This window comes from Polynucleobacter sp. IMCC 30228 (assembly GCF_021395205.1).
Classification (GTDB): domain Bacteria; phylum Pseudomonadota; class Gammaproteobacteria; order Burkholderiales; family Burkholderiaceae; genus Polynucleobacter.
Window position 1 is genome coordinate 602,200 of record NZ_JAJVCS010000001.1, and the last position, 12,622, is coordinate 614,821.

12 protein-coding genes are annotated in these 12,622 nt (G+C 44.0%); 8 read left to right on the forward strand and 4 right to left on the reverse strand.

Features of this window, described 5'->3' with window-relative positions:
* Positions 1–14 precede the first annotated feature (14 nt).
* From pyk to LZT21_RS03235, 6 genes are read left to right on the forward strand one after another with little or no spacing between them, the layout of a single operon-like run.
* Positions 15–1,451, forward strand: a complete 1,437-nt coding sequence (gene pyk / locus LZT21_RS03210) for a pyruvate kinase (protein ID WP_233924626.1) — start codon at positions 15–17, stop codon at positions 1,449–1,451.
* A 44-nt stretch (positions 1,452–1,495) separates the two neighbouring features.
* Positions 1,496–2,560 carry a class II fructose-bisphosphate aldolase gene (fba, locus tag LZT21_RS03215; protein ID WP_233924627.1) on the forward strand — a complete coding sequence of 355 codons (1,065 nt, stop codon included), beginning with the start codon at positions 1,496–1,498 and terminating at the stop codon, positions 2,558–2,560.
* A gap of 1 nt (position 2,561) precedes the next feature.
* Positions 2,562–3,470 carry a phosphoribosylaminoimidazolesuccinocarboxamide synthase gene (locus tag LZT21_RS03220; RefSeq protein ID WP_233924628.1) on the forward strand — a complete coding sequence of 303 codons (909 nt, stop codon included), beginning with the start codon at positions 2,562–2,564 and terminating at the stop codon, positions 3,468–3,470.
* 46 nt (positions 3,471–3,516) lie between these two features.
* On the forward strand, positions 3,517–4,017 hold the full coding sequence (gene purE / locus LZT21_RS03225) for a 5-(carboxyamino)imidazole ribonucleotide mutase (protein ID WP_233924629.1): 501 nt from the start codon (positions 3,517–3,519) through the stop codon (positions 4,015–4,017).
* Between the two features lie 28 nt (positions 4,018–4,045).
* Complete coding sequence (locus tag LZT21_RS03230; protein ID WP_233989217.1) at positions 4,046–5,236, forward strand: 5-(carboxyamino)imidazole ribonucleotide synthase; 1,191 nt, start codon at positions 4,046–4,048, stop codon at positions 5,234–5,236.
* A complete protein-coding gene (locus LZT21_RS03235; protein ID WP_233924631.1) occupies positions 5,233–6,342 on the forward strand; it encodes an L-threonylcarbamoyladenylate synthase in 1,110 nt (369 codons plus the stop codon). Before LZT21_RS03230 ends, LZT21_RS03235 begins: the two co-directional genes overlap by 4 nt.
* Here LZT21_RS03235 and dacB read toward each other — a convergent pair.
* Positions 6,288–7,820: a D-alanyl-D-alanine carboxypeptidase/D-alanyl-D-alanine-endopeptidase gene (gene dacB / locus LZT21_RS03240; protein WP_233989218.1), complete on the reverse strand. Its 1,533-nt coding sequence runs from the start codon at positions 7,818–7,820 to the stop codon at positions 6,288–6,290. The genes LZT21_RS03235 and dacB overlap by 55 nt on opposite strands.
* Positions 7,821–8,082: 262 nt before the next feature.
* Between dacB and LZT21_RS03245 the strand changes: the two genes are divergently transcribed.
* A complete protein-coding gene (locus LZT21_RS03245) occupies positions 8,083–8,361 on the forward strand; it encodes an HU family DNA-binding protein (RefSeq protein ID WP_233989219.1) in 279 nt (92 codons plus the stop codon).
* 55 nt (positions 8,362–8,416) lie between these two features.
* On the opposite strand, the gene LZT21_RS03250 is transcribed toward LZT21_RS03245, so the two are convergent.
* The 3 genes from LZT21_RS03250 to LZT21_RS03260 are packed head-to-tail and all read right to left on the reverse strand — an operon-like array spanning position 8,417 to position 12,014.
* On the reverse strand, positions 8,417–10,546 hold the full coding sequence (locus LZT21_RS03250; protein ID WP_233989220.1) for a response regulator: 2,130 nt from the start codon (positions 10,544–10,546) through the stop codon (positions 8,417–8,419).
* Complete coding sequence (locus LZT21_RS03255) at positions 10,546–11,169, reverse strand: response regulator transcription factor (RefSeq protein WP_233924635.1); 624 nt, start codon at positions 11,167–11,169, stop codon at positions 10,546–10,548. Before LZT21_RS03255 ends, LZT21_RS03250 begins: the two co-directional genes overlap by 1 nt.
* A 20-nt stretch (positions 11,170–11,189) precedes the next feature.
* A complete protein-coding gene (locus LZT21_RS03260; protein WP_233924636.1) occupies positions 11,190–12,014 on the reverse strand; it encodes a diguanylate phosphodiesterase in 825 nt (274 codons plus the stop codon).
* 303 nt (positions 12,015–12,317) lie between these two features.
* Here LZT21_RS03260 and groES point away from each other — a divergent pair, with 303 nt between their 5' ends.
* Positions 12,318–12,608 (forward strand): co-chaperone GroES, encoded by a 291-nt coding sequence (gene groES / locus LZT21_RS03265; RefSeq protein ID WP_233924637.1) that lies wholly within the window; start codon positions 12,318–12,320, stop codon positions 12,606–12,608.
* Positions 12,609–12,622 lie beyond the last annotated feature (14 nt).

The following is a 12,622-nucleotide window of genomic DNA, read 5'->3' on the forward strand; positions in this document are numbered from 1 at the left end:
CCCTAAAGGACAGCATGTTAAGAGCTACAAAAATTATTGCCACCCTCGGCCCTGCTTCAGAAAAGCCCGAGGTATTACGCGAGATGATTCGAGCGGGCCTCGACGTCGTGCGGCTTAATTTTTCTCACGGTACCGTTGCCGATCATTTGGCGCGGCATAATTTAGTGCGTACGATTTCAGCGGAAATAGGCCGTGAAGTTGGCATTATGGCTGATTTACAGGGCCCTAAAATTCGCGTTGGTAAGTTTGCGAATGGCAAAGTGCAACTACAAGAGGGTGCACCATTTATTTTAGATGTCGCTTGCGAATTAGGTAATGAGGAGCGAGTGGGTCTTGATTATAAAAATTTACCTCAAGATGTTAAAGCTGGTGATCGACTATTGTTAAATGATGGCCTGATAGTTTTACGTGTAGTTAGCGTGCAGGGTAAGGAGATTCATACTCTAGTTGAGCTCGGTGGTCCGCTGTCGAATAACAAGGGAATTAATCGCGCTGGTGGTGGCTTAACAGCGCCGGCCCTAACCGAAAAAGATATTCAAGATTTAGATGCAGCGATTGCGATGGGCGTCGATTTCATCGCTATTAGCTTTCCTAAAGATGGCGCCGATATGGCAATCGCCCGTAAGTTGGCAGATGCAGCTAGCGTCAAGCATGGCGTTGGCAAAGTGAAGTTAATTGCTAAGGTGGAGCGGGCAGAGGCAATTGTGCCCGAGGCCTTGGCTAGCATTATTCATGAGAGCGATGGCATTATGGTAGCCCGCGGTGATTTGGCGATTGAAGTTGGCAACCCGGCAGTACCAGCACTACAAAAACGAATGATTCGTTTAGCTCGCGAAGCGGATAAATTTACGATTACCGCAACCCAAATGATGGAGTCGATGATTAGTGCCCCCGTACCCACTCGCGCAGAAGTGAGCGATGTTGCAAATGCCGTTCTCGATGGCACAGACGCCGTCATGCTTTCAGCCGAGTCTGCTACAGGCCTTTATCCAGTAAAAACCATTGAGCAAATGGCCGAAATTTGTATCGAGGCTGAAAAATCAGAATCGGTACGATTAGATACCGACTTTTTGGATCAAACCTTTACCCGCATTGATCAATCTATCGCCTTAGGGGCTTTATTTACAGCCCATCATTTAAATGCAGCTGCGATAGCGGCGTTAACTGAGTCAGGATCAACCCCGATTTGGATGAGTCGTCATAATATTCATGTACCCATCTTTGCACTGACCTCTAAGGTATCAACCCAAAGAGCTTTAAGCACCTATCGTAATGTCACTCCAATTAGCATTGAAGTCAGCAAAGACCGTGAAACTGCATTGCGCCAAGTTGAAGAACGATTAAAAAAGAGTGGGGCGGTCAAGTCTGGCGATACTATCGTATTAACCATTGGTGAGCCGATGGGTGAACCCGGCGGTAGTAATACATTAAAAATTGTTAAGGTGAAGTGAGTAAACTGCATTCACTGTTTTTATTTTTTCTTTAGAGGATTGCTATGCCCTTGGTATCAATGCGTCAATTATTAGATCATGCTGCTGAAAACAACTACGGCTTGCCTGCATTTAACGTCAATAATTTGGAGCAAGTACAGGCCATTATGAGCGCGGCTGACGAGGTTGGCTCACCAGTCATCATGCAGGCTTCAGCAGGCGCCAGAAAATACGCAGGCGAGGCATTTTTACGGCATTTAATTTCAGCCGCAGTTGAATCCTATCCCCATATTCCTATTGTGATGCATCAAGATCATGGGCAAAGCCCAGCAGTCTGTATTGCTGCCATTGAAAGTGGCTTCACTAGTGTGATGATGGATGGCTCACTCGAAGCTGACGGTAAGTCAGTGGCTAGTTATGAGTACAACATTGCTGTCTCTCAAGAAGTAGTTAAGCTCTCACATGCGATTGGGGTTACCGTAGAGGCTGAATTGGGTGTTTTAGGTTCTTTAGAGACCATGAAAGGCGATAAAGAAGATGGTCATGGCGCCGATGGCACGATGACCCGCGAACAGTTGCTTACTGATGTTGAGCAAGCGGCTGACTTTGTTAAAGCGACCCAATGCGATGCCTTAGCTATTGCAATTGGTACTAGTCATGGCGCTTATAAGTTCACTAAGAAACCTACTGGTGATATTTTGGCGATCGAGCGTATCCGCGAAATTCATGCGCGCATTCCGAATACCCATTTAGTGATGCATGGCTCATCTAGCGTGCCGCAAGAGTTATTAGCGATCATTCGTGAATTTGGTGGTGAGATGAAAGAAACTTATGGCGTGCCAGTTGAAGAAATTCAAATTGGTATTAAAAATGGTGTACGCAAAATCAATATTGATACTGATATTCGTTTGGCGATGACAGCTGCCATTCGCCGTTATTTATTTGAAAACCCGGGTAAGTTTGATCCACGGGATTATTTAAAGCCTGCCCGTGAAGCTGCAAAACTGATTTGTATTGCACGCTATACCGAGTTTGGTTCCGCAGGGCAGGCCAGTAAAATTAAACCCATCTCCTTGGAAAAAATGGCCGCGCGCTATCGAGCTGGTGAGTTGGCGCAGATCGTTAAATAACATGGCTGCTCTCTATACTAGTTCGATTCAATCTTTACCTTTGCTGTCCAAAGGAAAGGTTCGAGATGTATACGCAATTGGCGACGATAAATTACTGATGATTACGACTGATCGCTTATCGGCTTTTGACGTCATCATGGGTAAACCGATTCCTGAAAAGGGAATTGTGCTCAATAAAATGGCCAATTTTTGGTTTCAAAAGCTTGCGCATCTGATTCCAAATCATTTAACGGGCATCAATCCGGAATCCGTCGTTAGCCCAAATGAGGTAGACCAGGTACAGGGGAGGGCGGTAGTTGCAAAGCGCCTACAACCTATTTTGGTCGAAGCCGTAGTGCGAGGCTATTTAGCAGGTAGTGGCTGGAAAGAATATCAGGCGAGCGGTAGTGTGTGCGGCATTGCTTTACCGGCAGGCTTACAGAATGCCCAGAAATTGCCGGCACCCATTTTTACTCCTGCTGCAAAAGCAGCTGCTGGTCACCATGACGAAAATATAACTTTTGCTGAAATGGTTAAGCGCATTGGCGCACCTTTAGCTGAGCAAATTCGTGCGGTAAGTATTCAACTGTATCAAGAGGCTGCCGCTTTTGCAGCGGAGCGGGGCATCATCATTGCTGATACGAAATTCGAATTTGGCCTAGATGCAAATAATCAACTGGTTTTAATGGATGAAATTTTAACTGCAGATTCATCACGATTTTGGCCCGCGGAAACTTATCAGCTTGGTATTAATCCGCCCTCTTACGATAAACAATTTATTCGCGATTGGCTCGAAGCAATTTCAATTGATGGTAAGCCTTGGTCTAAGCAAGCGCCCGCTCCCGATTTACCCGATGAAGTGATTAATCAAACCGCAGAAAAATATCGAGAAGTGTTAGCGCGCTTAGTCAGCGTAACTAAGAAAAACTAAATTAATGTTACTAAATGGATGAGGGTATTGGGCGAGAGGAAAGAAAATGAGCACTAAAAAACCACTAATTGGTATTGTGATGGGCTCTGATTCTGATTGGAGCACCATGGAGGCTGCGGCACAAATTTTGGAGCTATTTGCTGTACCCTTTGAATGCCAAGTGCTTTCCGCACACCGTATGCCAGATGCGCTGTTTAGTTATGCAGAACAAGCGCAAGCCCGTGGTTTACGGGCCATTATTGCTGGCGCAGGCGGCGCCGCACATTTGCCGGGTATGTTGGCAGCCAAAACACAGGTACCTATTTGTGGCGTTCCTGTACCGAGTAAATATTTACGTGGCGAAGATTCACTATATTCTATTGTGCAAATGCCTAAAGGTATTCCAGTTGCCACTTTTGCTATTGGAGAGGCAGGAGCGGCGAACGCAGCTTTATATGTAATTGCCACTCTGGCTTTAGATCATCCTGAATTAAGTCAACAATTAACCGAGTTTCGTGCTCAACAAACTGCAAAAGCAAGCGCAATGACATTACCGCGGAGCACTTAAATATGGTGAAGCAAGATGGTGACGCAATATGCTTGAGTATTTAACGCCGATATTACCCGGCGCGTATTTGGGTATGTTGGGTGGCGGTCAATTGGGCCGAATGTTTACTCAGGCAGCGCAAGCCATGGGTTATAAAGTCTGCATTCTTGATCCAGACCCATTAAGCCCCGCTGGCGCTATTGCCGAAAAACACTTGGAAGCAAACTTTACTGATAGTGCCGCCTTAAAAGAAATGGCTGCTATCTGTCAGGCAGTCAGTACCGAATTTGAAAATGTACCAGCCCAAACATTAGATGAGTTAGAGGCTTTAGGAGTGTATGTCGCACCTCGCAGTGATAGTGTTTCGATTGCACAAAATCGAATTGCAGAGAAAATCTTCTTAAGCAAATGGAAATCAGCAGTGCATATTGGCCCGGTTCCCTATTGCGTGATTGAAAATCAAGCCGCAATCGATGCGCTAGATGAAACCCTATTACCTGGAATTTTAAAAATAGCGCGGCTGGGTTATGACGGTAAAGGGCAGATTACTGTTGATTCCCTAGCTGAACTGAAGCAAGCTTGGCATAATTTTGCTCAAGTACCCTGCGTACTTGAAAAGCGCATGGATTTAGCCTTTGAAGTATCGGCTTTGGTCGTCCGCGGCTACGATGACGCGGTGGTGGTCTATCCCATTGCGCAAAATATCCATCGCAATGGCATTTTGCACACCAGTACAGTGCCAGCACCCTCACTAAATTCTGATCAAGAAAATCGTGTACTACAGGCAGCAAAGACTTTAATCAGGCATCTGAATTATGTGGGCATTTTATGCATTGAATTTTTTGTACTCAAGAGCGGAGAAATTTTTGCTAACGAAATTGCTCCGCGGCCACATAATTCTGGGCACTACACGATGGACGCGAGTGTCACTAGTCAATTTCAACAACAGGTTAGGGCGATGGCACGCCTACCCTTAGGCGATACCCGTCTATTAACCCCAGTATCGATGTTAAATTTATTAGGCGACTTATGGTTTAAGACAGGCACTATTGACGAGTTACCCCAAGAGCCTGACTGGGCGAGCGCCTTAAGTCACGATAGCGCGAAATTACATTTATATGGCAAGTCGGTACCGTTGTCTGGACGAAAAATGGGTCACATTAACTGTCTTGGCGCTAGTCCGGTAGAGGCACGCCAAATTGCTGCAGCTGTTGCTGGCGATTTAGGTATCGAGCCTTGATTGTAGAGGCAGTTCGGCGCTTAAACAATGGCGAGTTGGTGGCCTTTCCAACCGAAACAGTTTATGGTTTGGGCGCAGATGCAAGCAATAATCTGGCAATTCAAAAAATATACGCTGCCAAGGGTCGCCCAAATGATCATCCCTTAATTGTTCATCTTGCTGCGCCAATGACATTGCTAGCCGATCCAAAAACCACCACAGATGTGCTTGCTGATGCGTGGCTTAAAACAGTAAGCCCTTGGGTGCGCGATTTGCCGCCAGCGGCGATGCAACTGATTCTTGCTTTTTGGCCGGGCCCCTTAACTTTGGTGTTAAAAAAGGATAAGTGTGTTTTAGATGTCATTACTGGTGGGCAATCTACCGTTGCTATTCGCTCGCCTAATCATCCATTAGCACAAGCATTATTAATGGAATTTGGTCGGGCTTTAGTGGCTCCTTCTGCTAATCGCTTTGGTAAAGTTTCACCAACCCGCGCAGCCGATGTGCATGCAGAGTTTGGTAATGACAGTGACATCTTGGTCTTGGATGGCGGCGATTGTGAGTTCGGTATTGAATCTACCATTGTTGATTTAAGCGCTACCGATGGTATACGCCTATTAAGGCCAGGCATGATTACGCCATCAAATATTTATGCCAAAACAGGTTTACAGATAGACACCTTTAATTCTTCACAGCAGGAAACTGAGGTTCCGCGTGTATCAGGTAGTTTGAAGGCGCATTACGCACCGAATACACCTTTGCAGCTTTATCAAAGTGACAATTGGCAAACTATTCTCCATGAATTCGATACGCAAATAGCGAAACAAAATCACGTTCGTAAACTACGCATAGCACTAGGTATTTGGGGGTCGATTACAGGCTTACCAACTGTGCCACCCAATATCGCTCTAAGCGGTATTCAACTAGAAACATTTACCCTGCCAAGCGATCATGTGGGTTTTGCCAATAGCCTATATCGAACCTTGCGTGATTTGGACCTGCAGCACTACGATATTATTTTATTGCCGGAACCGCCAGCCGGTGAGGTTTGGGACGGCGTTCGTGATCGACTTCAGCGTGCTGCCTTTGGGTCAGGACCATCCTCGGCTAACCAAGTTAGTAATTGATCATGAGCTTCTTGTCCGCGATACGCATTCGGGTGATTAATAAAAGAACTGACTGCATACAGCTTCCCCGATTTACTCAGCACATAGCCTGCAATCGCTTTTACATCAACTAAGCTTCCGGTTTTAACGCGAATTTCTGGGCGCAACTTTAAATGCAGCCAGCCCCGTATGGTATTCAAAAGACGATTTCTCATCGTGCCATCATTGCCTGCCATAGGCAAACTTTTGAAAAATAATTCACCGTTTGGTAAAGATCGCGCGGCAATTAATAAATCATTCATATGCTTTGCAGAGATCGCTTCTATGCGCGATAAGCCGGAACCATTTTCTAATACGAGCTCAGGAAATTGCATTCCTTGTCGCTGTAGCCACCCTTGAATCACTTTTTCAGACTTCATTACTGTGGCTGGTTTACCCATTTGATCTAAAGCAAGCGTTAGGAAAAGTTGTCGAGCCATGACATTATTTGAATATTTATTGATATCAAATATCGCATCAACGAGCTTAGTACCCTCATATTGCACAATTGGGTTAAACGCACTAGGCACTAAACCGCTTTTACCCTGAGGTGGCTTAAGCCATTCACCCCCAGCTAACTGCCAAGCTGCAGTTAAGCCAAGAGTAAGAAAAGTATTGGGATCAAAAGCAACGACGTTATAGAGCACATTCTGGCAGGCATGAGGAAATGAGCCTGAAAAAGTTGCTTGCCAGTCCGCGGGTAGAGCCCCAGTTTTTGCTGGCGGTGAATCGGGACTAATATCCAAATTCAGTTCTTTACGCCAATCCTCGCAGGCCCCTGCTTGAAGATTTAACTGGTTAATAATCTTGAGGCGGGCCAATTCAGGGGTATAGCTTATCTCTGTAGTTTGCGCTCCCTTATTCGCACTCAATTGAAACGAGAGGGTACGAAAGGCATAGAGTAGTGGGTCAGGCTGAACGTTATAGGAACGTAGCGCTTCACCATCAATTAAATTACTGTCGAGTAATGCCGGGTCATAAGCACTTCGGTCAAAAATTAAATTACCATCTATTTTCTGGATTCCTAAATCCCGCAAATTCTTAATTAGTTTTGCGAGAGATTCTGGAGTGAGTTTGGGGTCTCCCGTGCCCTGCAAATAAATATTCCCTTTCAAAATATTATTGCGTATAAAGCCATCGCTATAAACTAGCGTTCGCCAGCGATAATTGGGTCCTAGAACATCAAGCGCTGTCAGGGTTGTCAAGATTTTCATCGTGGATGCTGGATTCATGGCAATCTCACTCCGCCAATTAACTAACTCATGCATTGGAAGTGGTGCAGGGGTCTTGAGTTGCTGGTTTTTAGGTATTTCAGATACTGCAATACTGATAGCACTTAAAGGCAATTGATTTTTTTCTAAAGCAACTAAGACTACTTTGGGAATAAATTGAATTGACTTTTGCTTAGAAATTGAGGGATCGGCAGTTTCCTCGGCAGCCCAGGAATTGTTGCAGAGCAAAATAATGATAGTAAGTAGAAACACTAGCAAAAATAGAGTTAAAACACCTCTGCGCCATAACAGTGGATTTGGACGGACGAAGAGGGCGTGGTTTATTGGCACAAGCAGGGGCAAAATAAAAAAAATGCGCTAATTTCCTGTATTCGGGTAAATTATTTGATAGGATAAACCTCAGTAGCACTGACATAAAGAATTCAATGTAAAGAGATTAGGCTGATAAGCCTGCAAATTGTGAATTTGTACTTATATTCGAGGAGATAGCATGACTAAATCAGATTTAATTGATGCAATCGCAGCAGGCGCTGATCTGAGCAAGGCAAAAGCAGATGAGGTATTAAATATTACCCTAGAGGCCATTAAAATGGCCATTATGAAAGGTGATGTTGTGCAGTTAGTTGGGTTTGGTGGTTTTTCAGCGGGCTCACGTGCTGCACGAATGGGTCGGAATCCAAAAACCGGCGAGGCAATTAAGATTGCCGCTTCTAAAACAGTAAAATTTGCAGCTGGTAAAGCCTTTAAGGATGCTGTAAATAAACGCTGATTACTTTAAGGCAATGGTGGATATCAAAAGCGGCCTTTTAGGGCCGCTTTTTTACTTATTGACTTTCGGCCTGGGCAAGACCAATGGACTCGATAAGAATGTTTTCCTGCTGCAGAAGAAGTTGTAGTTTTTGGTTGATATCTGGCGCACCTAATTGCAGATCACGCTCTAGCTGAGTACAGGCTGCAACAAATTGAGACTCATTAATCAATAAAGCACCACCTTTAATTTTGTGTAAATAATGAGTTAATTCATTAGTGTCTAAAGTTTTTTCATCCAACATTCGTAGACATTCTTGATGAACTTTTAGTACTTCAGCCAAAATTAATAATTCAGTTGGTGAGTGATGGCCATGCTGAAGCCCAAGCGCAAAAAAAGGTTTGGTGCGATTTAAATTCTGCGCAATTAAATTGTTACCCGATTCGAAATAATCGGCTAATTTACTTTCTAGGGTAATAATACTAATGGGTTTAATGAGCACAGCGTTCATGCCAGCTGATAAAAAACGCTGACGGGCCTCAAGAGCATAAATATCAGCGGTAACACCAATAATAATAAGATCTTGATAGCCTTGTTGGCGTAATAATTGCGCCAACTCTTCCCCTTTCATACCGGGCATGGAATGATCAGTAAAAACTAAATCAAAGTGTGTGTTTTGAAAATGTGTAAGGGCATTTTTACCATTCGTGCAAACCGTAACCTGAATGCCAAGTGCTTGCAATTGCAAAGAAAGAATTTCGCGACTAGCAGGGTGATCTTCAACTAATAAGGCACGAATCGTTTGGCCCATTGAATTAGTAAAACAAGGTGCATTCGGTCGCTCAATAATAGGATAGTGGTAATTTTGCGCAGCTTGAGTAGTGCGCGGAAAAACACTGGAAAAATAAATTGCACTACCCATTTTGGGGTAACTTTCAAAATGTAAGTGGCCACCCATTGAGGCAATTAATTGCTTGGAAATAGCTAAGCCCAAACCACTGCCGTAGTCGACATTAATATTAGTCGTATTAGTGGCTTGTAAAACTTGCTCAAATGGCTGCAGCGCACGTTTAATTTCTGCATCAGTCATGCCAATGCCGGTATCAATTACTCTAAATTCTATTAATTGCCCCGCATGATCGTCGGCGAGCACATTAACCGCAAAATAAATACTTCCTACTTCAGTAAACTTAATTGCATTGCTAAGTAAATTATGTAAAACTTGCCTCAAGCGCATAGCATCAACTAGCAACACTTCAGCAATTGTCGGATCTAAACGACTGATTAATTGCAAGCCGCGTTTACTAGCCAAGGTAGAAAAAGTCGCATCAATTTCGGTTATCACATTTTTAAGACAATGCGGCAGAGGGTTTAGGATTAGTTTGCCTGCCTCAATCTTAGATAAGTCAAGCACTTGATTAAGCATACCGAGTAAGCCTTCAGCTGAGCGATGCGCATTTTTTAATAAAGACTTTTCGCTCGCAGGAAAGCGCGCACTTTTTAAGAGTAATTCTTGCACCCCTAATATGGCATTCATTGGGGTTCTAATTTCATGGCTTAGGGTCGCAAGAAAAGCCGATTTAGCTGCATTCGCATGCTCTGCCATTTTTTTTTGATCTACTAAATTTTGCACGATGCCCGCTTGACCTCGATGTTGTTTTTTGAGGTTCCAAATCCAATACACTAGAGTGAGACTAATTAAAACGAAGGTAAAGCCAACGATCAATAAGGCCTGATCAGTAAATGCTGGTGCAGCCGAATGTGAGACTAAAGGGCCGTGGATTGTTTTTGCCAAGATACTATCAAAAGGGCTAGCAGAATGATGCAGTAACCAGGCATAAGGTGGATCAATAATAAAGTCGACCTTGCCTTGGGAGATGTCTTTCAGACCATCATCATCGCCCTTGCGCCAAACAGCTAAGTACTGCTGCTGGGTATGTTGCTGTAATTGGATAAGAAGTTGATGATAGGCGCCTGCAGGTTCTTTGCTGTCACCTGGGTGCAAATGCATAGCATTTTTCTCATGAATACTAAAGTGCACAATCGGTTTTAATTTAAGCCATTGTAATTCCTCAGTATTAAAGGGGTCGTGGGCTAGCGCACTAGTGACGCTACTCAGCAAAAGAAAGGCTAGTGATATAAGCCAAGCGTAGTTAGCACTTAAGCAGACTAACCCTTGACGCCCCATTAATACTTGAATTTTCATTAACCTTCAATAATATTGTTGTTACGACAAAACAAAATAAGATCGGCAATGTTATTAATACCAAGCTTGTCATATAACCGTGCCTTATAGGTTGCAACGGTTTTACTGCTGATATGTAATACATCTGAAATATGTTGATTGCTACTACCCCGACCTAAATACTTCATGATTTGTAATTCACGATCTGAAATCAGTTTGAGTTTCTCGCCATCAGTTAATGCACTATTGCCATTTCTGCCATGGGAGAAAAACGTATAGTTTTGAGAAACCGCTATACAGGCTGAAATAATAATATCGGCGTTCGCAGTTTTATTAACAAAGCCATGTGCACCTAATGAGCGTACGCGGCCACCGTATACGCTTTCATCGAGGCTAGATAGAACGAGAATGCGAATTTCGGGATACATTAAGCCAATTCGCCGAATGACATCAAAGCCATCGGTCTTCGGCATATCTAAATCTAAAATAATAATATTGGGATTTGTTTGCTTAATCATTTGCATGCACTCTTCCCCATTTTGGGCTTGTGCAGCAACCTCAAATAACAATTTTTCATGCACAATACTTTTTAATGCCATCAACATTGCTGGATGGTCATCGACTAACATCACACTTTTTCTCATAGCTTGTCTCCGTTACGGTTTTATTGGGGCTTTACTGAAAAGATGGCTTTTGCCAGGCGACTATCGTTGATTTGTAATAATTGATGACGGCTTACAGGCGGCATCATTAAGCCGCCGTAGCAGAAGTTAGCTGCAAGCTTTTGGGCTGCAGTGAGATCGCTTACGAGAGAAATTCCGCCGATATAGATCGCGCCATAGTTTTTTTTGCACACGCTAGCAAGATCGACGATAGATTGATGCTTAAGCAGATTGGATCGCAGTTGCTGAGCAGATAGGTGCACACCATCAAAGCGCATCTCATCGAGATGTTTTATTTCTTGCGGTGAACCTGAAAAATGGAGTAAGTGCAGCATTAAGCCAATTCTGCGCAGACGGGCTAAGCCACTTTGGTAGTCATGCCAAAACTGGGCTGGGGGTAGATTCATGATTCCAAGCGCGACCAGACCAACCGGTAAACGGGAATTTAAAACCAAATCGCTAATCGCATCGACCTGACTGGGTTGACAGAGTGTTTTAGCAGCAATAGGCAGAATAGTGGGCACCGGTTTACTAAAGCTCTGCCAATATTGAATAGCATCGAGTCCATCCATGAAGAGTCGCAGCACCTGGGAATCATTAGCCTGCAGCAAGGGCTGAAAAAGCGCTCCGCTAAGCTTGCTTCCAGATTGATTAAAAATGGGCTCATAGCTAATGGATTGTCTTTTCGACCAGAGCGCTTCAGCCTCAAAACCTACCGAGTTGTTGATCTCACTTCCTACGGTAGAGCCACTAGCATCGTTAACCGCTTGGAAGGGCTTATTCTTCCAGCTTTTAACAAGCGTATACAGCCGGGATTTTGGGATCATCAGCGTTCTCCAATCGGTAACTGTCCAGTCTATTCAGGTCAGCAGGGGTTGATAAGCAGGTAAGACTGATTTTTATGTAGGAATTCACCTACAAACAGTCTTTTTAAACAGCACCCCCTTGAAAAAACCAGAAAAGGAGCTATATAATCAGCACTCTCTATAAACGAGTGCTAAAGCAGTCGTTTCGCCATTAATCTGGTGGAATTCAGGTTTTACTGCTTATATTTAGTTGTAGAGCAATTATAACTCCATGATGTATATAGGGTTTTTATTTAGTTAACACTTACTAACTTAGGAGAAGGAATGAATCTGCGTCCTTTACATGATCGAGTGATCATCAAGCGTTTAGATCAAGAAACCAAAACTGCTTCAGGAATTGTGATTCCAGATGCAGCCGCTGAAAAACCAGACCAAGGAGAAATTTTGGCTGTTGGAGCCGGTAAGCGCGACGATAGCGGCAAGTTAAACCCACCCGATGTCAAAGTTGGCGACCGAGTTTTGTTCGGTAAATACGCCGGTCAAACCGTCAAAGTTGACGGCGATGAGCTTCTCGTGATGCGCGAAGAAGACATCATGGCAGTTGTCCAAAAGTAATCGAGCTTTTACGA

What these genes read in the sequence shown, in the direction of transcription:
- LZT21_RS03245 (WP_233989219.1), top strand. Translation starts at nt 8,083, where the DNA reads ATGACTAAATCAGATTTAATTGATGCAATCGCAGCAGGCGCTGATCTG.
- LZT21_RS03220 (WP_233924628.1), top strand. Translation starts at nt 2,562, where the DNA reads ATGGCTGCTCTCTATACTAGTTCGATTCAATCTTTACCTTTGCTGTCC.
- LZT21_RS03260 (WP_233924636.1), bottom strand. Translation starts at nt 12,014, where the DNA reads ATGATCCCAAAATCCCGGCTGTATACGCTTGTTAAAAGCTGGAAGAAT.
- LZT21_RS03230 (WP_233989217.1), top strand. Translation starts at nt 4,046, where the DNA reads ATGCTTGAGTATTTAACGCCGATATTACCCGGCGCGTATTTGGGTATG.
- pyk (WP_233924626.1), top strand. Translation starts at nt 15, where the DNA reads ATGTTAAGAGCTACAAAAATTATTGCCACCCTCGGCCCTGCTTCAGAA.
- LZT21_RS03250 (WP_233989220.1), bottom strand. Translation starts at nt 10,546, where the DNA reads ATGAAAATTCAAGTATTAATGGGGCGTCAAGGGTTAGTCTGCTTAAGT.
- LZT21_RS03255 (WP_233924635.1), bottom strand. Translation starts at nt 11,169, where the DNA reads ATGAGAAAAAGTGTGATGTTAGTCGATGACCATCCAGCAATGTTGATG.
- fba (WP_233924627.1), top strand. Translation starts at nt 1,496, where the DNA reads ATGCCCTTGGTATCAATGCGTCAATTATTAGATCATGCTGCTGAAAAC.
- purE (WP_233924629.1), top strand. Translation starts at nt 3,517, where the DNA reads ATGAGCACTAAAAAACCACTAATTGGTATTGTGATGGGCTCTGATTCT.
- groES (WP_233924637.1), top strand. Translation starts at nt 12,318, where the DNA reads ATGAATCTGCGTCCTTTACATGATCGAGTGATCATCAAGCGTTTAGAT.